Genomic DNA, 24,509 nt, shown 5'->3' with positions numbered 1-24,509 from the left:
CGAGCCCGCCGCCCAACCCGCCGCCCAACCCGCCCAGGCCACGCGCGGCGAGGCCATCCTCGTCACCGCGCGCCGTACCGAGGAGCGCCTCGAATCGGTCCCCCTCGCGATCACCGCCTTCTCTTCGGAATCACTCGAGGCGCAGGACATCCAGTCGCTCAACGACATCTCCGACAATTCGCCCGGTTTCCAGTTCCAGAACCAGGCGGGCGGCGGCTCGGGGCGTAACGACCGCTCGATCAACAACCTGACCTTCCGTGGCCTGTTCCTCGCCAACGTCACGCCGATCTCGCAGGGCGGCCTCGTCTTCATCGACGGCGCCCCGGTCATCAACTCCTCCGTTCCGGCGATCGACGACGTCGCCCGGGTCGAGGTCCTGAAAGGCCCGCAGGCGGCCTACTTCGGCCGCTCGACCTTCTCGGGTGCGGTCAACTTCGTGACCAAGGCCCCCTCCTACGAATTCGGCGGCCGGATCAAGGCGATGTACGGCAACTACGGCTCGAACCAGGTTTCGGGCAGCGTGGAGTTCCCGCTCATCGACCAGGTCCTGGCCCTGCGCGTAGGCGGCAGCCACGTCTTCGAGGGCGGTCAGTATAAGAACTCGGGCGATCCCAACGAGACCTTCGGCGACCGCAAGAACGATGTGGTCAGCGCGCAGATGCTGTTCGAGCCCGCCTCGAACCTCAAGATCACCGGGTTCTTCTCCTATGGCGAGATGCACGACGGCCCGCCTGCACAGGCCGCGCTCAAGAACACCGAATTCAATTGTGACCTGGGCGGCACCTCGGGCAGCTACTGGTGCGGGGCCCTGCCCAACCGCATGCCCGAGGAGCTGATCGGGGGCAATTACGACCTCGACGAGACCGCCTATGGCATCCTCATCGACAACGTCGATGGCTATCCCACGATCTTCGATCCCTCGTTCAACCCGCGCTCCGGGCTCAAGCGCCAGACGGTGCAGGCGGACCTGCGCATGGACTGGGAAATGGGCAACGGCATGGTGCTGAGCTCGATCACGGCCTACCACACCGACCGCACCCAGACCGCGCTCGACCTCACCTTCCGCGACACCAGCGGCTATCCCAACCCCAACTTCGGGATCATCCCGGGCGCGCCCTCGTTCAACCACTGGCTGCTCAACTACCAGACCGACATCAGCGACTTCAGCCAGGAAATCCGCCTGACCTCGGCGCAGACGAACCGCCTGCGCTGGACAGTCGGAGCAAGCTACTTCACCGCCGACTACGACAACGGCGCGATCTACGGCCTCAACGTCTTTGGCAGCGGCAACTCGAGCACGCTGCGCAACCAGAAGCCCAAGACCCCAGCGATCTTTGGCGCGCTCTATTTCGACATCACGCAAGACCTCACCATCGGCGCGGAAGGGCGCTACCAGTGGGACAAGATCGAAAGCTCGATCCTCGCCAGCAGCTCGGGCGTCTACTACCCCGAAGCGCTGGTCTCCAAGGCCACCTTCAAGAGCTTCTCGCCGCGCGTGACGCTGGACTACGCCTTCGCGCCCGACAGCACCGCCTACATCCTGTTCTCGCGCGGGTATCGTCCGGGCGGCTTCAACGATGGCTACGGCGCGCTTACGCCCACCGAGCAGGCCCAGATCGCCACATCGGCAGGCGCCACCTACGATGAAGAGCGGCTCGACAACTACGAGGCGGGCATCAAGACCGCGTTCTGGAACGGACGCGCCTCGCTGCGCGCGGCGATCTACATCGACAAGTACCGGGGCGGTCAGGTGGCGAACAGCTACACCTACTATCCGGACGGCTCACCCACCATCAACCTCATCAACGTGACCGAGAACATCGGCGCGGTGGACCTGTGGGGCATAGAGCTGGAAGGCGATGTCTCGCCCATGGAAGGGCTCAGCCTCAGCGGCTCGTTCGGCCTTGCCGAATCCGAGATCAAGAGCTTCGTGTGCGCCGAGTGCCTCAACATCGCGGGGACCAACGATGCCACCGGCAACCGCCTTTCGGGCGTGCCGCGCCTGACCTGGACCGCGTCCGCCAGCTACGAGCACCCGGTTGCCGAGGACTGGTGGGGCTATGCCCGCATCGACTACCGCCACCGCGGACGCCAGTACGTCGACTATTACAACGCGGCCTGGAGCCGGAACGACGACAAGGTCGACCTGCGCATCGGCGCGCGCCAGGACAACGGCCTCTCCTTCGAGGCCTTCGCCACCAACCTGTTCAACGAACAGACCCTCACCGGCTTTCGCGGCACCGACCTCGTCACGCTGGCCACCAACGACATCCGCATCGCGCTTCCCGAAAAGCGCCGGCTGGGCATCCGCTTCAGCTACGAATTCTGATCCCCTTCAAGAAGAGAGAACTGCCATGAGTGTAACCGAGGCATCCCGCGATACAGGCGCCGAGACCGACTTCGTTTCCGCCGAGGACGACTTCATCTTCGCGGATTCGGACAACATCTCGCTGTTTCCCGAGCAGGTCGTGGACAACCTGATGCACGTCGTCGTCGCGCTGGGCGCGGAGATGTGGACCATGCGCCGCCGCCTGATGGTAACCGAGAAGGTGCTCGAGAAGGTCGGCGTCTCGAGCGCCGACATCGAGCAGTACCAGCCGAGCGAGGAGGACCTTGCTGCCTGGGCGGAAGAGCGCGACATCTTCATCAAGCGCACCTTCGGCGCACTGGAACGGCGCGGCGGCGCCAATGTGAAGCAGATGGACTTCTCCAGGAACATGTAAGCGCGCAGGCCCGGTTCTCCGCCGGGCCTGTCCCTCATCCGTTCAGCAACAGCCCGCACGGCAAATACCCGGGAGCGCTCCCAAGATGCACAACGAATTCGACGTCCTCGTGGTGGGAGCCGGGACCGCCGGCGTGCCCGCCGCCCTTGGTGCGGCCGCGCGGGGCCTGCGCGTCGCGCTGGTCGAAGCCGCCGAAGAGATCGGCGGCACCCTTCACCTCTCCAGCGCCTCGATCAGCGCGGCGGGCACCTCGCTCCAGAAGGCCGCAGGCGTGGAGGACAGCCCCGATGCGCACTTCGCCGATTGCCTGCGCATCAACCACGGCACCGGCGACCCCGAACTTCTGCGCCTGTGGGTCGACGAGGCGGGCGACATGATCGAATGGCTGCTCTCGATCGGCTGGACCTGCGATCCGGGCGAAGCCGTGCTCGCCCCCGAGCACGACCTCTACGACCGCCCGCGCACCTACCGCAGCACCAACCAGGGCTTTTCCCTGATCGAGGCCTACCAGGCGCAGATCGACACGGCCGTCGCGCAGGGCAATCTCACCGTGATGACCGGCACGCGCTTTTGCGAGCTCCTGCTCGACCACGGGCAGGTCTGCGGGATCGTGGCCAAGACCGGCGAGGAGGTGCGCGAGATCGCCGCAAAGGCCGTCGTCCTCACCACCGGCGGCTTCAGCGGCAGCGCGCGGCACTGGCAGGAACTCCACGGCCTCGTGCCCTTGCGCTACCACGTCGAGACCGTGCGCGGCGATGCCATCGACCCGGTGCGCACGGCCGGGGGACGCCTGTGGTTCACCGACTACTGCCTGCCCGCCTTTGGCGGCACGCGTCGCCTCGACAGCCCGGCCTCGGCCTGGATCCACAGCGATATCCTGCCCTCGCGCCGTCCGCCCTGGGAGATCTACGTCAACGCGCATGGCGAGCGCTTCATGCCCGAGGACGAGCCCAGCATCGACGCGCGCGAACGCGCGGTCATGGCCCAGCCGAACTGGGCCTTCTGGATGATCTGGGACGAGCGCATCCGCGAGGAAGCCCCGCCCGTCTTCCGCTGGAGCGATGAACACCTCGACGAACTCCTGCGCGGCGACAACGAGGACTTCGTCGTGGCCGAAAACATCGGCGAACTCGCGCGCCTCTGCGGCCTCCCGGAAAAGACCCTGACGCAGACGGTCACGCTCTACAACGCGGGCCAGGCCGTCGGCAGCGACATGTGGCGCCGTCAGCACCTGCCCGCCCCCATCGCGCGCGGACCCTTCTACGCGGTGCGCCACTACGGCTGTTCGATCAGCTGCTACCCCGGCGTTCAGGTCAACAAGGACCTGCAGGTCGTCTCGACCACGGGGGATCCCATCGAGGGGCTCTACGCCGCGGGCGAGGTGATCGGCATCGGGTTCCTGGGCCATGGTTTCCTCAGCGGCTCGATCGTCTCCTCGGCGATCACCTTCGGGCGCAAGCTCGGCCGTGAGGTCCTGGCATGACACGCTGGGTGCCGCGCGGCTATGCAGACGGGCCCTACGGCCAGATCCACTACCGCCACGAAGGTCAGGGCCTGCCCATCGTGCTCCTCCACCAGGCGCCGATGACCTCGGCCCAGTACGACCGGGTGCTTGAGCCACTGGCGCGACGCGGCTTTCACGCCATGGCCATCGACATGCCCGGTTTCGGCATGTCCGATCCTGTCGAGGGCACACCGCGCGTGGAGGACTGGGCGGCCTGCGTGCCCCCTGTCCTTGATGCGCTGGGCCACGGCTCGGCCACGATCCTGGGGCACCACACCGGCGCCCTTGTCGCCACCGAAGTCGCGCTTCAGTTCCCGGAGCGGGTGAACGCGCTTGTCCTCAACGGACCCATGCCACTGAGCGAAGAGGAGCGCGCCGAGTTCCTGACCAATGGCTATCCGCGCGAACGCACGATCACCGCCCAGGCCGACGGTAGCCAGTTCGCGGCCGTGCACGCCGCGCGCACGCGCCTTGCCGCAGGCACAGTGGAACCCGAGCGGGTGAGCGAATACGTGGTCATGGCCTTCCAAGGCCAGGGCGCCTACTGGCATGGCCACCACGCCGCCTTCCAGTACCGCCAGGAAGAGACGCTGGCAGCCGTCGCCTGCCCGGCGCTGATCCTCACCAACACCGGCGACATCATCCACGACCATGCGCGCAAGGCCCACGAACTGCGCCCCGATTTCGCCTGGGTGGCGCTCGACGGCGGCGGTGTCGACATTGTCGACCAGCAGCCCGAAGCCTGGGCGCAGGCCGTCGCCGACTTCGTGCAGAGCCTCTAGGTTGCGCCTCCCGCCGCGCGAGCCTCAGGCGAAGGCGGCGATCTCGGTCGTGGCCGGATCGTAGGTCATCAGCGTTTCATGCCGGGGATCGGGCTTTCCACGCCGCGAGGTGTCGCCCGACTGATTGATCTCGCCTTGCTTGCGCGAGGCGAGCAGCACCCAGTTCGCGCGTTCGCGCCGCGTTGCCTCGTAGCGCTGGAGCGCGGCGACCGGGTCCGCCGTTTCGCCCAGGCTGCGCGCGAAGACCACCGCATCCTCGATCCCCATCGCTGCGCCCAGCCCCAGGAAAGGCAGCATCGGGTGGGCCGCATCGCCCATCAGGGTCACCCGGCCCACCGTCCATTGCGGCAGCGGATCGCGGTCGAACAGCGCCCACTTGCGTGTGCCCTCGCGCGGGGCGCTGGCGATGAGCCCGCGCACGTCCGCGTTCCAGCCCTCAAACTTCTCCAGCAGTTCCTCGACATCGGCCGGGGTCGACCAGCCCTCGCCGGTCCAGCTGTCGGTCTTCACGAAGGCCACCCCGTTGACCACCGATCCATGCCGGATGCGGTAGACCAACACCTGCCGGTTGGGCCCGAGGTAATTGACGGAAGGGCCCAGATGCATGTGGTGGCTGACGTCCTCGAACGGGATGAGGAAACGGTAGGCCACCTGCCCGGTAAAGCGCGGGTTTTCCTCGCCAAAAAGCTCGGCGCGCACGCGCGAATTGATGCCGTCCGCGCCCGCCAGGATCGGGGCGCGCACGCACGAACCATCGGCGAAGTGCGCGGTAACTTCGCTCGCGTCCTGCTCCAGACGGATCATCTGCGCGCCAAGCGTGATCGCCTCGGGATCGGCGGCGGCCACCGCGTCCGCCAGGATCGCGTGCATGTCGGCGCGGTGGAGTTGGTAGAAATAGGGAATGTCGCCGCGTTCGCGCGCAATCGCCATCTGGTCAGGACCGCCCAGCCGTTCACCGGTGCGCCAGTCCGCACCGCCTGCGCGCACCGGAATGTCGGCCGCGGCCTCGATGGCCTCTCGCAAGCCGAGCGAGAACAGGCCCCGGCTGGCGGGCTGGCTGAGCGTGATCCCTGCTCCCACATCGCCGAACGCGTCGGCCTGCTCGAAGAGGCGCACCTTGCGGCCCTGGCGGATGAGGCCGAGCGCGGCCGTCAGCCCCGCAATGCCGCCCCCGATGATGAGGATGTCGGCATCCTGCGCGCCTGCACTCCCGGACCCGTTCGCTGCCATCTTGCCCCCCTGAAAGACCTGGTTACCCCGCCAAGGTGTAAGCCTGCCCCCGGCAAGGCAAATCATTCCAGTTATGCCTTTCCTGGCGCCATTCCCGGTTTGACCGGCTAGCCCTGCCCCCCGCATGCTGCCTCCAGCATGGCCATCACACTCACCATCAACGGAACTTCCACGACACTCGACGCCGAAGGCGACATGCCTCTGCTCTGGGCGCTGCGCGATCTGGCCGGACTTACCGGCACCAAGTTCGGCTGCGGGGCGGGCCACTGCGGCGCCTGCACGGTCCATCTGGACGGCGAGGCCTCGCGCGCGTGCAGCGTGACGCTGGAGGAAGCCGCAGGCCATTCCATCGTCACCATCGAGGGCGTCACCGGCGCAACCGCAAGCAAGGTGCAGGACGCCTGGCTGCGTCATCAGGTCGCCCAGTGCGGGTACTGCCAACCCGGCCAGATCATGACCGCCATTGCGTTGCTGGAGGCGGGCTATGGCGATGCCGAGACAGTCGAAGCGGTGATGAGCGGCAACTTGTGCCGCTGCGCCACGTACCTGCGCATCCGCGCCGCCGTGCTGGACGCGGCGGTATGACGTCCCCTGCCACCTCCCGGCGCGCCTTCATGGTCATGGCGGGCAGTGGCCTGCTTCTGGGAATGGTCCCGAAGACCAGCCGCGCGCGTGAGGTCCACCGCCAGGGCCATCCCTTCGGCGACAGCCTGTTCCGCGCCGACCAGGTGCCGGGCGACGAACTGGTGCGCCGCTTCCTCCAGATCGCGCCCGATGGCGCGGTCACGGTCTTTTCCAAGCATCTCGACATGGGCCAGGGCACCTGGAGCGGGCTCGCCTCGCTGGTCGCCGAGGAGCTCGATGCCGACTGGACGAAGGTCCGTGTTACAGGCGCGCCGGTGAGCGATACGGCCTACGCCAACCACCTGTTCCAGCGCCAGGCGACCGGGGGCTCGACCTCGCTTGCCAACAGCTGGGACGAGTTGCGGCGCGCAGGCGCCGTCGCCCGCGCCATGCTGCTCGCCGCCGCCGCGCGGCATCACCCGCGGTGTCGCGGTCCACCGCTCGGAAGGCAGCTGCGTCGCGCAGGTCGCAGAGCTCAGCGGCAGCCCGGAGGACTTCCGGATCGAGCGGATCGTCAGCGCGGTCGACTGCGGCCTTGCCGTCAATCCCGACACCGAGCGCGCGCAAGTCGAAGGCGGCACCGGCTTTGGCCTTTCGAGCGCGCTCTACGGCGAGATCAACCTCGATCACGGCGCGGCCAGGCAGGGCAATTTCGACGGCTACCGCCTGCTACGCATGAACGAGATGCCCCGCCGCATCGACGTCCACATGGTCGAGAGCTCCGAGCGACCCTCCGGCATCGGCGAGCCCGGCTCGGTCCCCGGCGCGCCTGCCGTCATCAATGCCCTGGAGCGCATGGGCATGGCGCCTGTCACCCGCTTCCCGGTCTTTGCCTCTGCCTGAAAGCGCCGCGTCACACGCTGCGGCTCTCGACGATCTGCCAGGTGTTGCGGCCGGTGAGACCCAGGAGCTTCTCCTTCACCAGGCTCGCCAGCTTGTGGCTGGGCACCGCATCGGAACGCTGCGGGCCGGTCGCCACGTAGAGCGTGCGGCGGACAAGGTCGCTGTCGATGCGCACGACATCGAAGCGCTCCATACCCTCGTCACGCAGAAGTGCGGCCGGCGGCAGGATGGCATGGCCCAGCCCCTCCTCGACCAGTTCGAGGATCGATCCCAGCGCGTCGATCTCGACCGCGATCTGGAGCTCGGCCTCGCGCGCCCGAGCGGCCTTCTCCAGATCGCGGCGCAGTTGCTGGTGCGGTCCTGTCATGATGAGGGGAAGCTGCGTCAGATCCTCGAAGGAGACAGGTCCCGCCGGGCCGCTGCCGCGCTTGCTCACCAGCACCAGCTGCTCTTCCACCACCGGATCGCACAGCATGTTCTGGCTGCGGATCGGCGAATAGAGGATCGCGACGTCCAACCGCCCCTGCTGCACCCGCTCGGCAATGTCGCTGGACAGCCCCTCGACGAGGTGCAGCTTCACGTTGGGCAGTTCGGAACTGAAATGCTGGGCAAGCGGAACGCTGAGCGCCCGGCCCACGCTGGTGGGCATGCCGATCGCGGCGGTCCCGGCCAGGAGATTGCGCAGCTGGCTAAGCTCGCTGTAGGTCGCATCGATCGCCTCGCGCACGTTGCGCGCATTCTTGAGCAGGCAGCGCCCCGCCTCGGTCAGGGTGGCGCCGCGCCCGTTGCGGTAGAACAGCGGCAGGCCCAGTTCCTCTTCAAGGTTGCGCACCTGGCGGCTGAGCAGGGGTTGCGACAGGCGCAGGCTGACGGCGGCTTGTGAAAAGCTGCCCGTTTCCGCGACGGAAATGAAGTAATCGAACTTGCGCGTGTCCATGCTTCCCCCTTCATGCCTTGCCGGCATATCTGCTAGTAACTGTCGTCGATTTCGTGCCTTGCGAAGTTGAAATTCCCACTCAAATTGTTGTTTTTACAAATTAATTTTCAGAACTGCGGCGCATCTGAGATGACCTGCGCCGGCCCTCGCCCCAGTGGCATTCCCCGGCCTCCTGTGGCTTCCTTTTCCCCGAGAGAGCGCACGGCGGCAGCGCCCCTGCAAGGGCCTTCCGCGCGCGCCCACACAGTGAGGGGGAACGCGATGAAACAGGCAGGAGGCCAGCTGGCCGGAACGCAGCGCTCGGTCGTATTGGGCTTTGCCATCGGCGGGGCCGCGATGATGGCGGCCAACCAGGTCATCGCAGTGCTGGTGCTGCGCTTCCTGACCGACAACCTCGCGATTTCGGCGGGGATCGCGGCCACGCTCTTCGCGCTGGTGAAGATCTACGACGGCTTCGTCGATCCGCTTGCCGGTTACGCCAGCGACCGCGCGCGCACCCGCTGGGGACGGCGCGTGCCGTTCCTGTTTGCTGCAGGGCTGCTGATGCCGCTTTCCATCGTCGGCATCTTCGCCGCCCCGGCCTGGGAGAGCCAGCCGCTGCTGCTGGTCTGGATCGGCATCATGCTGGCGCTCCACGGCACCGCCTTCTCGCTCTACACCGTGCCCAGCACGGCGATGATCGTGGAGGTGAGCGATGATTACCACGCCCGCTCCAGCATCCTTGCCTGGAAGACCTACGGCAGTTTCGCTGGCCAGATCCTGGGGTCCTCGGTGCCGTCCTGGCTGCTCGAGAGCTGGGGTGCGGGCCGCGCGGGACATGCCGCGATGGGCTGGGTACTGGCCGGCCTCATCGGCGCACTCGCGCTCGGCTCGATCCCCTTGCTGCTGCGCGCGCGGGCCACCAACGCCGAGGCCAACCATCCGGGCCGCTTCACCGACCAGCTGCGCATCGCCTGGGGTAACCAGCCCTTTCGCATCATGGTCTTCGTGCACATCGTCTTCATGGTGGGCGTGGCGACGGCCAGCGTCTCGAACGCCTATTTCACCCGCTATGTGCTTGCGCGCAGCGACGCCTGGCTGGGGCTGTTCTATGTCTTCCTGACCGCGGGCAACATCCTCGCCCTGCCCGCCTGGCTGCGCATCTCGCGCCGTTTCGACAAGAAGAACGCCTATATCGCCGCGCTCGCCATCTACGGCTTTGCAGTGCTGAGCTGGGTTCTTGCCGGTCCCCACGAAACGATGATCGTGCTTGGCCTGCGCACCACCGTGATCGGCGCAGCGATGAGCGGGGTGGTCCTGCTCGCCGCATCGATGCTGACCGACGCCGTGCGCTACGACTTCATCTGCTCGGGCCAGCGGCGCGAGGGCGCCTTCTCGGGCTTCATGAGCTTCGTCGACAAGATCTCGAACGCGGGCGGCCTGATGATCATGGGCGCCACCCTCTCGGCCATGGGCTATGCCGCCTCGAGCACAGGCGCCGCGCAGGCCCAGAGCACCAGCGCGGTCTTCGCCATCCGCATCTGCTTTGCGATCATCCCCGCCCTTGCCCCGCTCCTCAGTATCTTCCTGCTGCGCGGCTACACCCTGACCGAGCCCGACCTTGTCGAAACCGTGGCCGAAACGCCGCTCGCCGCGCAGGATGTCGGCCTCGACAGCGAGGGGACGGCCGCCGCGGCAGCCGGTTGAAGTGGAAAGAGGGACATGAGCAGGTGGGCGTCGAAACACGGGTGGGGCTCCCTGACCTGAACGCGATTAGGTCAAGAGGGCCCCTCCCCTGTCAATTTTTCGCAAGATGCGTGTTCAACAGGCGATAGCCATGTTTCAGAATGTAACGCCAAAGCGCGCGGCAAGTGTCTCGCCCTTGTCGGTCCCGGCATAGGCCGGCAGCGCGTCGGTCACGCTCCAGTAGACGGCGTTGAGCTGGATGCGCGTAAAGCTGTTGAGGTACCAGTTGGCGCCCAGCGTCTCGGACCAGCCGTCGGCCGGGTCAGGCAGGTTGCGGAAGGAGACCTGCTCGTAGCGGGTGGTGAGCTCGATCGCGCCCGGTCCGCCATCGAAGACCGGCGCATGGACATGCGGGCGCCCGAAACTGCCCACGCGCGGGTTGTAGGGCGGCAGTTCGCCCGTCACGAACCACCCGGCCGAAATACTGTAGGCCCGCGTGCGGAAATCAGGACGCCCCCCGTCGAGCCGCGCGCGCCGCTCACCCCCTTCGGCCATGAACCAGACCGGCCCCTGATATCCGCCCAGTTCAAAGCCATAGCCGGTGGTGCCCGTCGCCCCTGTCAGCGCGCCGCTCTGGACGCGCAGCGCGCCGTTGAAGCGGGTGTCGACAAAGGTGCTCGGGGTGATCGTGCGCGAGGCACCATTGAGCGCCTCATCGAAGCCCCAGGCCGCGACATGCAGCAGCCCCCGGTCCGAGCGCAGGGGATTGAGGTGCAGGCGCGCCATCGCAGTGCGGCTGTCGCTCTGCGTGTGGTCGGCATCGACCGTGTCGCCCGTCACCGTCACCGCAAGGTGACCTGCCGGGAAGTACAGCCGCCCCATTGCGCCCATGCCGAAGTAGCCGCGCTCCGGCGCGATCGCATCGGCGACCACGCTGCGCTCCATGAAGGGCGTGGAATCCGAGCCGGTGGAGCCATCGAAGGACCGATCGTTGAAGAGGTTGCCCGCCTGCACGTCGAAGCTGGTCTTCGCGCTGATGTTGTCGCGCCAGCCCAGCGAGGCGGCCATGATCTGCACCTTGCTCTGCCCCAGCTCGGCTTCGAGCTGGTAGAACAGGTGGGTGCCCACCCCGCCCTCGAAGCCCAGCCGGAGCGAGCGCATGCCCGTAGTGGTGATGTTGCGCGCATCGTGGTCCGAGCCGAAGGTCGTGCCGACATCGCTGAGGATACGCCCGCGCGGCTTGAAGCTGAACTGCCCGTCGGCCGAGTGGAACACGGGAAGCCCTGCCCCCCATTCGGTGGTGACACCCGCATCCTTTGCCGCCTGCGCGCGCACGATGTCGCGCTCGACCGGGGTTGGCGTGATGAGCTGGGGGGCAAAGGGCAGCGTTACGACGCGCGCGTTCGCGCCCAGGCCGCTGTCCTTCTCCTCAGCCGATACGACAATGACCGAATCCGGGGCCTCCTCGGGGGTACTGTCAGCCCCACGACCTTCCAGCTGTTCGACCCGCGCGCGCAGATCGGCGATCTCGGCGGCCTGGCGCCGCACGAGGTCTGCCAGGGTCTCGTTGGTGGGGGCCACGGGCCCGGTCTGGGCGAGAGACGGGCTCGCCGCCACAATCGCAACGAGCGCACAACCGCATTTCAGCATTCGCATGGAGAGAGGGTTCCTTGGACTGAAACGGCGCCGCGCGGGTGACCCGGCGGGCGCCTGGAAGAAGGAGGCAAGGCGCATCCGCCCGCTTGCAGGAAAGGCACGCAAGGCCGCGCAATCAGGGAGATACTCCGCTTCGTGCACGGCCAACCGCGCGCTAAGAGCACGCCTGTCGAGGACGTGCGCGCAAGGGCGCGCGCCCTTCCTCGAAGGACGCAAGGACCGGAAGAATAGCAGGTATGGACGCAAGGCTGACACTCCTCCCGCCCGCACACGCCGCACCGGCCGGGCTCCGGAGCCGCTTGCGCTAAGTCCCCAGCCTGTCGCGAACCTTTCACGGAAAGACCCCACCGCGTGCGTATCATGCTGGTCGAAGACGATGATCTGCTCGCCCGCAGCCTGTGCGACCTGCTGCGCGGGGCGGGCCATGCGGTCGATCATGTCACCTGCGGCGAAGACGCGCTCCTCTTCGTCACCCACGAACCTTACGCCGCGCTGATCCTCGATGTGGGCCTGCCCGACATCGACGGCTTCGAGGTACTGCGCACGCTCCGCCGCCGCGGCGCACGTGTTCCGGTGCTGATGCTGACCGCACGCGATGGGCTAGACGACCGCGTGCGCGGACTGGATCTGGGCGCGGACGACTACCTGCGCAAGCCCTTCGCGCCCGAGGAACTGGAGGCGCGCGTGCGCGCCCTCGGCCGTCGGCGCGGGGGCGATCCGACCCCCGAAGTCACCATCGGCACGCTGAGTGTCAACCGTTCCACCGGCGAGGCGAGCCTCGCTGGGCGCCCGCTCGACCTGCGTCGCCGCGAGGCCGCCGTGCTCGATGCCCTGGCCACGCGGGCCGGACAGATCGTGGTGCGCGAGATCCTGCAGGGCGAAGTCTTCGGTTTCGACGAACCGGTCGGGCAGAACGCGCTGGAGGTCTACGTCACGCGCCTGCGCGCCAAGCTGGGGCCCGAAGGTCCGCGCATCCGCACCGTGCGCGGGATCGGCTACATGCTTGATGCCCGCTGAACCGCAGCGCGAAACCGGCGCCCCCGCCGAGCCGCGCACACCTGCCCTGCGTAGCCGTCTCCTGCTCGCGATGATCGCCCCGATGGCGGGCGTCGCCATCGTTCTGGCCCTGATCGGCGCAGTTATCGTCACGCGCGTGGTGCGCACCGGCAACGACCGCGTGCTGGGCGGCGCGCTGGCCGCGATTGCCGAGAGCGTGCAGGTCGAACATGGCAAGCTGCTCGTGTTTCCGCTCCACCCGGCCGCCCTCGCCATGTTGGAAACACCCCAGGGCGATACCGTCACCTACCGCCTCGCCCTGGGCGCGCGCACGCTGTCCGGACGCCGCGACCTGCCCGCTCCCGAGGACATCACCGCCCTGCCGCGCAGCGAACCGGCCTTCCGTTACATCACCTACCAAGGCCAACGCCTGCGCCTTGCCGAGATGCGTCGCCCGCTTCCCGGTCTTTCCGATCCAGTCCTTGTCCAGGTGGGCGAAACGCTGGGGCACCGCCAGGCCCTGCGCCGCCGTCTCATTGCCGCGCTGGTCCTGGGCGAAGCCCTGCTGGTGGGCCTTGCCGTCCTCCTCTTGCGCCCTGCCCTCAGTTGGAGCCTGCGCCCACTCGCGCGCCTTCGCGATGCCGTAGCCGGGCGCAAGGTTCCCGGCGCGCCCGACCTCTCCCCGCTCGATGCCGGGCCCCTGCCGCGCGAGCTGCGCCCCCTGGCCGAAGCCTTCGACAGCCTCCTTGCGCGTCTCGACGCGGCCACAGCCGGTATTCGGCGCTTCACCGCCGATGCCTCGCACCAGATGCGCACGCCGCTCTCGGCGCTGAAAGTCCAGGTCGCGCTCGCGCGGCGCGGGGAGCCCCACGCCCTTGCCGCCATCGCCGATGCGACCGAGCGGCTCGAGCACCTGATGACCCAGCTGCTGGTTCTGGCCCGGGCCGAGGAAGCGGGCGTCCCCTCAGCACGCGAACAGGTGAACCTGCGCGAAGTGGCCATCGCCGTGGTCAATCGCCACATCGGCCAGGCCATCGATGCGGGCATCGACCTCGTGCTGGACGCCCCGCAGGCGGGCGCGGTGTGCGTATCCGGCCACCGTACACTCGTCTTCGAGATCCTCGCCAACCTGATCGACAACGCGATCCGCTACGGCGCAGGTGCCCACGACGCGACGATCACCGTCGCGATCACCGCGCCGGGCACGATCTCGGTGCGCGACACCGGCCCGGGCCTGTCGGAAACCGACCTAGCCCGGCTTGGCGCGCGCTTCGTGCGACTTGAGAGCAGCGTGGGCACGCGCGGCAGTGGCCTGGGCTTTGCGATCGTGCGCTCGGCCGCGCGGCGCATGGAGGCCCGGGTCGAGGTCGCCAACGCGCACCCCGGCCTTTGCGTCACTCTCATCTTTCCCGAAGAGGGCTAAGGGATTTCAGGAAATATATCCGAGGGCCATCGCCCTCGGGCTCCCAGAACGGGCTACCTCACTTTTCGCCCGCTGGCTTGGCCAAGAGATCTGAGGTCGCCCATTCTGGGGTCAAGGGGCGATGGCCCCTTGGATGATCTTCTTCAATCGTCTTTTCCCTGCCCCATCGAGAGCGCGATGCCCTCTCCGGTCACGCACGATGCCGCAGGCGAAAGCAGCCAGGCGATGACCTTGGCCGCGGCGTCAGGGGCGATCCATTCGCCGGGATCGGCATCGGGCATGTCCGCGCGGTTGGTGGGGGTATCGAGGATCGTGGGCAGGACCGCGTTCACGCGGATGCCCCGAGGTTTCAGCTGCGCGGCAAGCGCCTGCGTCAGCGCCATGACCCCGGCCTTGGACGCCGCGTAGGCACCCATGCCCTCACCCGCATCGCGCGCCGCCGCCGCGCCGATGTTGACGATGGCCCCGCCCGGCGCGAGCGTATCCAGCACCGCTTCGCAGGTCGTCGCGGCGGTGTGCAGGTTGGTGCGGTACATCCGCTCGAACGTGGCCGGAGAACCCGGCCCCAGCGGCTCCCACACGAAACCGCCCGCAACATTGACAAGGCCGTCGAGCCCGCCCAGTTCCATCACCATTCGCGCCACGGCGGGCCCGACCGCGGCCGCCTCGGTCAGATCGATGCCCCCCTCGGCAGGACCTTCGTAGTCGTCCGGGCACGAGGCCATGTCGATCACGCCGACGCGGTGGCCTTCTCGGCGAAGCTGCGCGCAGACGGCGCGGCCCAGCACCCCGAAGCCGCCAGTGACGATATATCTGCCTGCCATCTGCTTTTCTCCCTGCCTGCCCGGCGCCGGACGGCGCGCCACATCTGCCCTCGTGGTAGCCATGGCGGGGGACCGGAAACAAGCAGGAGGCGTATCGCAGCGCCGATATCACCTGTCGATCAAGGTGTGCAGCGCACTTGCGCATCGCGCAGTTCATAGCTCATCAGGGGCGTGTTCCAGAGCATTTCGGGCGGCTTCACCATCGCGACACCCGGCACGCGCAGCAGACGGTCAATGAAGATGCGCGTCTCATGGAGCGCGACCTGCCAGCCCGGACAGTGGTGCGCACCATCGCCAAAGCTCATGAAGGTGCCCTGCTGCCCCTTGGCACGATCAGGATCAAGCGCATGGGGGCAGGCCCCGACCGCCGCTTCGTCCGCATTGACCGCGCGCATGTCGACGACGAAGCGCGCACCTTCGCGCAAGGCGCCCAGGCAGGTCTCGGGCAGGTCCTGCGCCGAGCGGCGATAGAGCAGCGCGGCAATCGGTTCGAGGCGCAGGATCTCGAGCAGGATAGCGAACTGCCGGTCCTCATCGGCGGCGAGGAAGTCTGCGCGCAATTCGTCGCGCTCGAACATGTACCAGGCGACCATCACGATGAACTCGCGCGTGGTGACCATGCCGGCCGTGGCGTAGGTCATGCATTCGATCATGATCGCCTTGTCAGAATAGCCCTTGGCGAGGCACTGCGAGATGATGTCCTCGCCCGGTTCCTCGCGCCGTGCCCGCACGGCGGGACGCACGTCCTTGACGTAGAAGCGGTACCCGTACCACGAGCGCAGCAGCAGGTTCTTCCAGCGCGCCAACCCCTTGGCGTTGTTGAACGAAGCGCGCAGCAGCACTGCGATACGCGGCGCCATGTCGTGCGGATCGCTTTGCGAAAGCCCGACGATCTTGGAGGCGACGGCCACCGCAAGCTCGAAGCTGATCTCGTCGAGCCGGGCCTCTCCCCGCGCTCGAAAATCGGCGAGGAGGCGGTCGGTGGTGGCTTCCATCACCGCCTGATACCGCTCGGAAATCGCGCGTGGGGTGAAGAAGCGCGCAATCGCCGCGCGCCGGGTCTTGTGCGGCTTGCCGTCGAGATAGAAGACCGGGACCTGCTCGGGATCGCCCACGTCCACCTCGTCCGCGCCGGCCCCATCCTGGAGGACCTGCGTGTGGCGCAGCATCTCGCGCGCCGCGGCAAAGGTCGTCACTTTCTGCGCACCGTCCTCGACACGCAGGTTCGCCTCGGCCAGCGCCGCCGACTTGCGCTCGTCCACTTGGGCTTCCATCACCGCCTTCTCCCTTCGCGTAACCCGCTCATGTGCCCAGAACCCGGCTGCGGGCCTCCAGGATGTCTGCGAGATGATTGACCGGATCGCCGGTGGTCACCCCGCCTTCGACCGGGAGCGCGATGCCGGTAATCTGCGCGGCGCGGTCACTGGCGAGGAACAGCGCGGCTTGCGCGACGTCCTCGGGGCTGCCGCGCCGCTTGAGCGGCTGGTTCGAGAGGTAGATCGCGTCGATCTCCTGGCTCAGCTGCGCCAGGTTGTCCGCGCCGGAGCCTTCCTCGAACGAGCTGAGCGGCGTGCGGATATGGCCCGGGACCAGGCAGTTCACCCGGATGCCGTGGCGCGCGAGGTCAATCGCGGCCGACTTGCTGAAATGGATAAGCCCCGCCTTGGAAGCGCGGTAGGTCATCATCGCCTGGCCCGCGAGCACGCCGGCGATCGAGGCGTTGTTGAGGATCGCGCCGCCCCTGCCCTGCTGCTTCATCGCACGCGCGGCGGCCTGCGTGCCGACCATCGGCCCGAACAGGTTGACCCCCACGACCTTACCGAAGTCCTCCAGCGTGTCGTCGAGAAAATCGGGAAAGGCACCGCAGGCGATCCCCGCGTTGTTGAACATGACATCGAGCCGACCGAAACGCTGGACCGCGACGTCGACGAGTGCCTCCACATCGCCCTTCTGCGCCACGTCCACCCGGCGGAAAACCGCCGCCGAACCCAGCTTCGCGCACAGGCTCTCGCCCGCATCCATGTCGACATCGGCGACGACCACCCGCGCGCCCTCGGCCACGAACAGGTCGACGGTGGCCTTGCCGATCCCGCCCGCCCCGCCCGTGACGATGGCGACCTTGCCGTCCAGTTCCCCGGCCATGGTCAGTCGCGCAAGGTGAAGGTGACGGGCAGGCTCTCGATCGAGCGTGTCGCCACGGTGGGCAGATAGGCGATGTCCTCCTCGGCAATCGCGAGGCGCACGTCGGCGAACTTGCGCACGAGCAGACGCGCGGCGACCTTGATCTCCATGCGCGCGAGCGCCAGCCCGACGCACTTGTGCACCCCGCCCCCGAAGCTCACGTGTTTCATGATGTTCTTGCGCTCCATGTCGAAGCGGCGCGGTTCGGGAAAGATCTCGGGCTCGTCGTTGGCCGAGGCGTAGAGCAGCAGGAGGTGCGCCCCTTCGGGTAGAACGCGCCCGCCCAGTTCGACCTCCTTCGTCGTCATCCGGCTGAGCCCGCGCACGGGCGGCTCGATGCGCAGGAGTTCCTCGACGAAGCGGTTCATCAGCCGGTCGTCATCGGCCGAGGCACGCAGCATCTCGGCAACATCGGGCTCGGTCGCGAGGATCAGGACGAGGTTGGAAAGCGCGGTCGCGGTGGTCTCGTTGCCCGCGATCAGAAGCGCGCGGATAAGCGAGACCGCCTCCTCGAAGGTCAGCACCGAGCCTTCCCCCTCACCATCACGGGCGTGGACGATGTCCGAGATCATGTCCTCGCGCGGATCGGCCTCACGCTCGCGCATCTTGGCGATAAGGTACTGCTGCAACTCGCAGATCTGCGCGGCGTGCCCCAGCATTTCCTCACGGTCCTGCATGCGCCCGATCTGGGCAGTGACCGCCGTCGACCAGCGCGCGATCCTGTCCTTGATCGACCAGTCGAGCCCCAACTGCTCGCAGATGATGCGGATCGTGAGCGGCTGCGCGAAATCGGTGACGGCGTCCATCGCGCCCTTGTCCGCCAGTTCGGCGAGAAGTCCGTCAACGACCGCCTCGATGCGCGGTTCGAGGTCCTTCACGCGGTGCGCGGTGAAGGCGCTTTCCATCAGCTTGCGCACGCGCGTATGGTAGGGCGGATCGGACATGATCGCGTCGGGGAAATAGCCCCCGCCCTTCTCGCGCAGGATCTGCTGGAACTCCTCGGCAAAGCCCTTGGCCTGCTGGGTATGATACCCCTTGTTGACCGAGAACGTCAGCGGATCGCGCTGCACCGTCTGGATGTCCTCCCAGCGCGAGACGAGGTACATGTCGAGCGCCGCATCGTAATGCACCGGATCGAGCTTGCGCATGGCTGCGTAGAAGCGGCGCGGCTGCTTGTGCACGACCGGGTCGAGCAGGGTCGCCTCTGCAACCAGGCGCGCATCCTCCCCTTCCATGCCCGGTCTGGCCTGCGTGTCGTCGTTCGCCGCGTCTCGCACGATAGTCATGTCCTCTCCCCAATCCTCGTGTTCACTCTCGGATTGCTGGCCCTTGCACAGTGCGCCCAGGCGTACCCTTGCACCATGCCTGCAGCCCGCCCCGCACTTGTCCCTGCGGGCAATGCCGCCACGCTCAAAGTTCGGGCGCGACCTCGACGGCCAGGCCGTCGAGCCCTGGATGCAGTGTGATCTGGCAGGACAGGCGGCTCGTCGGGCGGCGGATGTCCTCGACCATGTCGAGCATGTCCTCCTCGACCGGATCGGGTGTTCCGACCGCCGCGGTCCACGCCGCGTCGATGTAGACATGGCAAGTGGCACACGAGCATGCACCGCCGCATTCGGCGATGATGCCCTTCACATCGTGGCGGCGGGCCAGTTCCATCAGGGTCTCCCCCTCGGCCCCGTCCTCGATTTCCACGACCGATCCCTCGATGTCGGTCAGCGTGACGCAAATCTCGCCCATGCGGTTCGCCCTCCCAAATGGCTTTACGCGAGATAAGCCCATGGCGGGTCTTGGTGAAAGGCGCGAAAGCAAGCCCGCTGCGAACATCGCCGGGCCGAATTGTACGCTCCCCACTTGCCGCCAGGCCCGCCTTTTCGCGAGATTTCGCAAACGGGCAGCCGCTGCGGCCAAGTGGGCCTGCCGCTGCAGTCATTCGGACCTGCACGCGGCAGGGCTAGGCTCTGCCCCTAAGACGCGCGCGGCAAGGCGCGGCACGACCAGGCGGGAAAGGAACCGAAACGGCATGACGGCAACGCTGATCTGCAACGCGCGCATCTTCGATGGCACCGGCGCGAACCCCTTTCCCGGCGCGCTGCGCGTGGAGGGCAACCGCATCGCCGAGGTCGGCGCACTCGACCCGTGCGAGGGCGACACGGTCATCGATGCGGGCAGGCGCTTCCTCATGCCCGGCATGGTCGAGGGCCACGCCCATCTTTCCTTCGAGAACGTCTGCGCGACCGAAGACCTCATCAAGCCCACGCCCGAGGCCCAGTGCTTTGCCACCGCGCGCGGCGCCGCTGCCCTGCTGGAGGCAGGCTTCACCAGCGCCTACGGCGCGTCCGAAGCGCGCCTGCGCCTTGCCGTCGCGGTGCGTGATGAAGTCAACGCCGGGCGCCTGCCCGGTCCGCGCATCCGCGCCGGGGGTCTGGAAATCAGCGTCACCGGCGCGATGGGCGACGAAGCGCGCGAACACGATCCGCGCACCGGCCCCTCCAGCATCGTCGATGGAGTCGAGGAAATGCGCAAGATGGTACGCCTGCACTGCCGCGAGGGCGTCGACAACATCAAGATCGACGTCTCGGGCGACCCGTTCTACCCCGGCACGCCCGACCACACGACGCCCATGACCGTCGAGGAAGTGCGCGTCGCGGCCGAGACGGCGCACGCCTACGGGCGCCGGATCAACGCCCATACCCGCTCGATCGAAGGCTCCAAGCGCTGCGTGCGCGCAGGCGTCGATGCGCTGTTCCACTGCGAGTACGCCGACGAGGAGCTGCTCGACATGATGGAAGAGGCGAAGGAGCGAATCTTCGTCGTCCCCACGGTCGGCCTGTTCCACCAGATCATGGCGGGCGAGGCCGCCGGGCATGGCCTCTCGGCCGAGGTCGGGGGCTACATGAACATCCCCGAGCTGCTCGAGAACAGCTGCCGCACCCACACCGAACTGCGCAAGCGCGGCGTGCGCCACCTGATCGGAGGGGACTACGGCTTTGGCTGGAGCCCGCAGGGCACGCAAGGCCGCGATATCGAGTTCTTCATCGACTACTACGGCTACTCCCCGCAAGAGGCGCTGGTCTGCGCCACCGCGAACGGGGGCCAGGCAATGATAGACGATGGATCGCTCGGCACCCTGCAACCGGGCAAGCTTGCCGATCTCATCCTTGTCGACGGCGATCCGCTGGCCGATCCGCGCGTACTGCAGGGGCCCGGCCACATCGCCCTCGTCATGAAGAACGGGGCCTTGTGCAAGACCTCCCTTCCCCTCGTCCCGGCCGGGCCGCGCACCGCGCCCGAAGCGGTGACGCCCTGACTTTCCCCTCAAGGAGACCTTCACGATGAACGTCGAAACCGGCCCCTTGCGCCCCGGCGAAGCCCGCCACCCCGCCGAGAGCACGCAGGACATCATCGCGCGTGACCGCAACACCGCGCCCGGATGGGCCCGCGATGTCAGCTACACGTACCTGGGCAGCGAAGACGTCTCGAAGGACCGCTACACCAGGGCCGAATTCGCAGACGGCGAGTTCGCGCGCCTCTGGCCGCGCACCTGGCAGATGGCCTGCCGCGAGGACCACATTCCCGAAGTGGGCGACTATTATGTCTACGACCTCGGGTCCTACAGCTTCATCGTCGTGCGCAGCGGCGAGGACGAGATCAAGGCGCACTACAACGCGTGCCTCCACCGCGGCACCAAGCTCAAGCCCTCGGCAACCGAAGGCTTTGCGATGAACCTCAAGTGCCCGTTCCACGGCTGGACCTGGAACCTCGACGGTACACTGGCTGAGATCCCGGAGAAGTGGGATTTCGCCCACACGAAGACACGCCGGATGTGCCTGCCCCAGGCCCGCGTCGCCCGGCTCGGCGGGTTCGTGTGGGTCAACATGGACCCCGCCGCTCCCTCGCTCGAGGACTACCTCGGCCCCGAGGCCCTCGCCCATCTCACGGCCTGGAAACTGGAGGACCGCTACATCTACCTCCATGTCCAGAAGAGCTATCCGGCCAATTGGAAGCTCACCATGGAGGCCTTCATGGAGGCCTACCACGTGGGCGACACGCACCCCCAGGTCGCGCCCGCCAACGGCGACGTCAATTCGCAGTACGACGTCTATGGCGAACACGTCGACCGCTTCATCTCGACCCTGGGTGTGGTCAGCCCCAAGCTGCGCGAACGCTACAGCGAGGCCGACATCATCGCCAACTTCACGCTGGGCGACAGTTCGGCGCTGGGCGGCGCGCGGCCCGAACTGAAGGAGGGCGAGCGTGCCCGCCAGGTCATGGCCGACATGTTCCGCCAGATGTTCGAAAGCGCGAGTGATACCGATCTCTCGCATGTCTCGGACACCGAACTGCTCGACACCTACAGCTACACCTTCTTCCCCAACCTGTTCCTCTTCCCCGGCATTTCGCTGCCGATGATCTACCGCTTCCGGCCCGACGCGCGCGACCATCGCCGCACCATCTACGAAGTCATGTTCATGCGCCCCAAGCCGCGCAGTGGCGACTTCGAGACCGCCGAGGTGCAGGTCCTCGCTGACCACCAATCCTTCGCCGAGGCCGAGGGCATGGACCCGGGCTTCGGCCGCATTCTCGACCAGGATACCGACAACCTCCACGCCCAGCAGGAGGGCCTGGAAGCCAGCGCCAAGGCGGGCCTGACCCTTGCCGACTATCAGGAGATCCGCGTGCGCCACTTCGAGCAGACGGTCGATCGCTACATGGCGATGGCCCCGTTCTCGGCAAAACTCGAGGACCTCCAGCCCTGACATGACAACAGACGGACACAGGCCATGACCGCGCTTTCCGGTACCACCATCATCGAAACCGCCGAGCGCGTGTGCGGCGAATGGACGGCCCGGCTCCTTGCCGACTTCGGCGCCGAGGTCATCAAGGTCGAGCGGCCGGGAGGTTCGCCCACGCGCCGCTTCGGCCCGCCCGTGGCCAACGGGTCCAGCGCCGTCTTCGCCTATGCCAACACCGGCAAGAAGTCGGTGGTGCTCGACCTCGAAACGCCCGAAGGCTGCGCCGCGCTCGAACGCCTGCTCGCGCGCGCCAATGCCCTGATCGATGACCATACCCCGGCCTGGTGCGCAAACCGGAACCTCGCACCCGAAGACCTTTCGGCCCGCTTCCCCCGGCTCGTCCAGTGCCACATCACCCCCTTGGGGCAGGATGCGTCCGAGGACATGGCCCGTGCCTTTCCGATCAACATCGCCGCGGCAGGCGGCTGGGCCTGGCACACGCCGAGCGAAAGCGGCGACAGCGATCCCCCCCTGATGGGGGCCAGCCCCTTCATGCCCGATTTCGACACCGGTTACGACGCCGCGCTGGCCACCGCCGCAAGCCTCTTCCACCAGCGCCGCACCGGAGAAGGCCAGGCGATCGACCTCAGTGAAGTCGCCGTGCAGCTGAGCCGCGCCGACGTGGTGCTGGGCCGGGTGCTCGCAGGTGACGACGAGCCCAGCCACTCGCGCCGCCGCTACGACATGGGCGGGCCGGGCCGCGTCTTTGCCTGCGCGGACGGGCACGTCCATCTCATCATGACCACCGCGCGCCACTGGCGCGGCCTCGTCGGCCTGATGGGCGATCCCGCCTGGGCCCAGGAATTTCCCGAGGACTGGCTGGAGTTCCACTGCACGCCCGAACGGGTGGCGAGCTTTCGCGAGCATTTCCGAAGCTGGATCGCGGACAAACCACGCGATGCAATCACGCACGAGGCGCATCGGCGCAGCGTCATGCTCGCCCCTGTCAATCTGGCGCCCGATCTCTTCACCAATCTGCAGTACCGCCACCGTGGCTTCTTCCAGACGCTGGACGGGATCGACACCCCGGCTGCGCCCTACCGCATGACCGCCTCGCCGCCCCGGCTCACCCATCCCGCGCCCGAACCCGGCGCCGATGACCGGGAGCTCGCGGCATGAACGGACATGCACGCGGCGGCCCGCTTGCCGGTGTCCGCGTCCTCGCCATCGCCAAGGTCTGGGCCGGGCCCTACACCGCCAAGCTCCTTGGCCAGCTTGGCGCCGAAGTGCTCAAGGTGGAAAGCACCTCCTCGCTCGACGAGATGCGCGCCTATGGCGGGCTCGACATCGAGCACGCCCCCTACTTCCTCAGCCAGAACACCGAGGCGCTGAGCGTGCGCGTCAACATGAAGAGCGCCGAGGGGCTCGCCCGGCTGAAGGACATGATCGCGATCAGCGACATCGTGCTCGACAACCTGCGCCCGGGCGCAATGGCCAAGCTCGGCCTGTCCTTTCCCGAGATGCAGGCCATCCGGCCCGACATCATCCACGTCTCGATAAAGATGTACGGAAGCGAAGGCCCGCTTGGACAGCAGACCGGCTATGCCCCCAGTTTCGGCGCAATCGGCGGAGTCACCGGGCTCGTCGGTCACGAAGGCGGCTTGCCCGAAGGCATGAACATCCGCTTCGGCGATACCAGCGCGGGCGCGGCGGCCGCCTTTGCCGCCGTCGCCGCTCTGCACCACCGCGAACGCACCGGCGAGGGCCAGCAAGTCGACCTCTCCGCCGTCGAGACGATGTCGAGCCTCGTCGGCGACCGCCTCCTGGAATACGCGCTGACCGGAGACGTCCCGCGCCACAGGGGCAATGCCCACGATGCCCTCGCCCCACACGGCTTCTTTCCCTGCGCCCAGAACGGCTGGATTTCGATTGCCTGCGAGGCGGAGCGCGACTGGCAGGCCCTGTGCGATGGGCTCGACAGCCCGGCCCTGGCAAAGGACCCACGCTTTGCGAGCCTTTCCCAGCGTCTGGCCCATCGCGGTGAGCTGGAGGCCGAACTCGCCGCATTGACCGCTGTGCACGAGGCCTGCGAGCTTGGCGCGCGGCTGCGCGCGGCAGGGGTCGCGGCCTATCCGGCCGCCTCCTCGCTCGACCTCATGGCCAGCGACACCTTCTGGAGCAACGGCACCTACCGCACCGTCCTCAACGGCAACGGCGATGCGCGCCCAGTGGTCGGCCCTAGCTGGCGCATGACACCCGGCGAGGCGGACATCGCGAACGGAGCCCCGACGCTCGGCCAGCACGATGACTACGTCTACCGCGAGCTTCTCGGCCTTGAGGAGGCCGAGTACGACCGCCTCAAGGCCAATGGCGCAATCAGCTGAA

Annotated in this window: 21 protein-coding genes and 1 pseudogene; 14 read left to right on the top strand and 8 right to left on the bottom strand. The window is 67.5% G+C overall.

Going from position 1 to position 24,509, the window contains the following annotated elements:
- The 4 genes from MTR65_RS16960 to MTR65_RS16945 form a co-directional block, all read left to right on the top strand.
- A partial coding sequence (locus MTR65_RS16960) for a TonB-dependent receptor (protein WP_243802300.1) occupies window positions 1-2,329 on the top strand: 2,329 nt, incomplete at its 5' end.
- 25 nt (window positions 2,330-2,354) lie between these two features.
- A complete protein-coding gene (locus tag MTR65_RS16955; protein ID WP_243802298.1) occupies window positions 2,355-2,723 on the top strand; it encodes a hypothetical protein in 369 nt (122 codons plus the stop codon).
- An 85-nt stretch (window positions 2,724-2,808) separates the two neighbouring features.
- Window positions 2,809-4,206, top strand: coding sequence for an FAD-dependent oxidoreductase (locus tag MTR65_RS16950; protein WP_243802296.1), 1,398 nt, complete (start codon window positions 2,809-2,811; stop codon window positions 4,204-4,206).
- Entirely contained in the window at window positions 4,203-5,009 is an 807-nt protein-coding gene (locus MTR65_RS16945; RefSeq protein WP_243802294.1) for an alpha/beta fold hydrolase, read from the top strand. Before MTR65_RS16950 ends, MTR65_RS16945 begins: the two co-directional genes overlap by 4 nt.
- A 24-nt stretch (window positions 5,010-5,033) precedes the next feature.
- Here the strand turns inward: MTR65_RS16945 and MTR65_RS16940 are convergent, their stop codons facing one another.
- A complete protein-coding gene (locus MTR65_RS16940; RefSeq protein WP_243802292.1) occupies window positions 5,034-6,239 on the bottom strand; it encodes an FAD-dependent oxidoreductase in 1,206 nt (401 codons plus the stop codon).
- A 138-nt stretch (window positions 6,240-6,377) separates the two neighbouring features.
- Here MTR65_RS16940 and MTR65_RS16935 point away from each other — a divergent pair, with 138 nt between their 5' ends.
- From MTR65_RS16935 to MTR65_RS16930, 3 genes and pseudogenes are all read left to right on the top strand, one after another.
- Window positions 6,378-6,824 carry a (2Fe-2S)-binding protein gene (locus MTR65_RS16935; protein WP_243802290.1) on the top strand — a complete coding sequence of 149 codons (447 nt, stop codon included), beginning with the start codon at window positions 6,378-6,380 and terminating at the stop codon, window positions 6,822-6,824.
- A pseudogene (locus MTR65_RS20320) lies at window positions 6,821-7,216 on the top strand (molybdopterin cofactor-binding domain-containing protein); the annotation flags it as partial. The gene MTR65_RS16935 and the pseudogene MTR65_RS20320, both read left to right, overlap by 4 nt.
- Window positions 7,203-7,706: a molybdopterin cofactor-binding domain-containing protein gene (locus MTR65_RS16930; RefSeq protein WP_243802288.1), complete on the top strand. Its 504-nt coding sequence runs from the start codon at window positions 7,203-7,205 to the stop codon at window positions 7,704-7,706. The pseudogene MTR65_RS20320 and the gene MTR65_RS16930, both read left to right, overlap by 14 nt.
- 10 nt (window positions 7,707-7,716) lie before the next feature.
- Here MTR65_RS16930 and MTR65_RS16925 read toward each other — a convergent pair whose 3' ends face one another.
- Window positions 7,717-8,643 (bottom strand): LysR family transcriptional regulator, encoded by a 927-nt coding sequence (locus MTR65_RS16925; RefSeq protein ID WP_226631950.1) that lies wholly within the window; start codon window positions 8,641-8,643, stop codon window positions 7,717-7,719.
- A gap of 261 nt (window positions 8,644-8,904) precedes the next feature.
- On the opposite strand from MTR65_RS16925, the gene MTR65_RS16920 reads away from it, so the two are divergent.
- The gene (locus MTR65_RS16920; protein WP_243802286.1) at window positions 8,905-10,329 is read left to right on the top strand and encodes an MFS transporter; all 1,425 of its coding nucleotides are present in this window, start codon (window positions 8,905-8,907) and stop codon (window positions 10,327-10,329) included.
- A 135-nt stretch (window positions 10,330-10,464) separates the two neighbouring features.
- Here MTR65_RS16920 and MTR65_RS16915 read toward each other — a convergent pair whose 3' ends face one another.
- Complete coding sequence (locus MTR65_RS16915) at window positions 10,465-11,964, bottom strand: OprO/OprP family phosphate-selective porin (protein ID WP_243802283.1); 1,500 nt, start codon at window positions 11,962-11,964, stop codon at window positions 10,465-10,467.
- Between the two features lie 351 nt (window positions 11,965-12,315).
- Here MTR65_RS16915 and MTR65_RS16910 point away from each other — a divergent pair, with 351 nt between their 5' ends.
- Together MTR65_RS16910 and MTR65_RS16905 are read left to right on the top strand one after the other, a co-directional pair.
- The gene (locus MTR65_RS16910) at window positions 12,316-12,981 is read left to right on the top strand and encodes a response regulator (protein ID WP_243802281.1); all 666 of its coding nucleotides are present in this window, start codon (window positions 12,316-12,318) and stop codon (window positions 12,979-12,981) included.
- On the top strand, window positions 12,971-14,383 hold the full coding sequence (locus MTR65_RS16905) for a sensor histidine kinase (RefSeq protein ID WP_243802279.1): 1,413 nt from the start codon (window positions 12,971-12,973) through the stop codon (window positions 14,381-14,383). The genes MTR65_RS16910 and MTR65_RS16905 overlap by 11 nt, the downstream gene beginning before the upstream one ends.
- A 143-nt stretch (window positions 14,384-14,526) precedes the next feature.
- Here the strand turns inward: MTR65_RS16905 and MTR65_RS16900 are convergent, their stop codons facing one another.
- The 5 genes from MTR65_RS16900 to MTR65_RS16880 all read right to left on the bottom strand — a co-directional run bounded on the left by MTR65_RS16900 (window position 14,527) and on the right by MTR65_RS16880 (window position 19,128).
- The gene (locus MTR65_RS16900) at window positions 14,527-15,207 is read right to left on the bottom strand and encodes an SDR family oxidoreductase (RefSeq protein WP_243802277.1); all 681 of its coding nucleotides are present in this window, start codon (window positions 15,205-15,207) and stop codon (window positions 14,527-14,529) included.
- Between the two features lie 119 nt (window positions 15,208-15,326).
- Window positions 15,327-16,481, bottom strand: coding sequence for a cytochrome P450 (locus MTR65_RS16895; protein WP_243802275.1), 1,155 nt, complete (start codon window positions 16,479-16,481; stop codon window positions 15,327-15,329).
- Window positions 16,482-16,509: 28 nt separating this feature from the next.
- Entirely contained in the window at window positions 16,510-17,349 is an 840-nt protein-coding gene (locus MTR65_RS16890; protein ID WP_243802273.1) for an SDR family NAD(P)-dependent oxidoreductase, read from the bottom strand.
- 2 nt (window positions 17,350-17,351) lie between these two features.
- Window positions 17,352-18,674, bottom strand: a complete 1,323-nt coding sequence (locus MTR65_RS16885) for a cytochrome P450 (protein ID WP_243802271.1) — start codon at window positions 18,672-18,674, stop codon at window positions 17,352-17,354.
- A 124-nt stretch (window positions 18,675-18,798) separates the two neighbouring features.
- Window positions 18,799-19,128 (bottom strand): 2Fe-2S iron-sulfur cluster-binding protein, encoded by a 330-nt coding sequence (locus MTR65_RS16880; protein WP_243802269.1) that lies wholly within the window; start codon window positions 19,126-19,128, stop codon window positions 18,799-18,801.
- A 283-nt stretch (window positions 19,129-19,411) separates the two neighbouring features.
- Here MTR65_RS16880 and MTR65_RS16875 point away from each other — a divergent pair, with 283 nt between their 5' ends.
- The 4 genes from MTR65_RS16875 to MTR65_RS16860 are packed head-to-tail and all read left to right on the top strand — an operon-like array spanning window position 19,412 to window position 24,508.
- On the top strand, window positions 19,412-20,698 hold the full coding sequence (locus tag MTR65_RS16875) for a metal-dependent hydrolase family protein (RefSeq protein WP_243802267.1): 1,287 nt from the start codon (window positions 19,412-19,414) through the stop codon (window positions 20,696-20,698).
- A gap of 25 nt (window positions 20,699-20,723) precedes the next feature.
- Window positions 20,724-22,148, top strand: coding sequence for an aromatic ring-hydroxylating oxygenase subunit alpha (locus tag MTR65_RS16870; protein ID WP_243802265.1), 1,425 nt, complete (start codon window positions 20,724-20,726; stop codon window positions 22,146-22,148).
- A gap of 24 nt (window positions 22,149-22,172) precedes the next feature.
- Entirely contained in the window at window positions 22,173-23,303 is a 1,131-nt protein-coding gene (locus MTR65_RS16865) for a CaiB/BaiF CoA transferase family protein (protein WP_243802263.1), read from the top strand.
- Window positions 23,300-24,508, top strand: a complete 1,209-nt coding sequence (locus MTR65_RS16860; RefSeq protein WP_243802261.1) for a CaiB/BaiF CoA transferase family protein — start codon at window positions 23,300-23,302, stop codon at window positions 24,506-24,508. The genes MTR65_RS16865 and MTR65_RS16860 overlap by 4 nt, the downstream gene beginning before the upstream one ends.
- Window position 24,509 lies beyond the last annotated feature (1 nt).

Source organism: Novosphingobium mangrovi (assembly GCF_022818885.1).
Taxonomy (GTDB): Bacteria; Pseudomonadota; Alphaproteobacteria; order Sphingomonadales; family Sphingomonadaceae; genus Novosphingobium; species Novosphingobium mangrovi.
The sequence above is the reverse complement of the archived record's forward strand: the minus strand, read 5'-3'. Positions and strand labels throughout refer to the sequence as shown.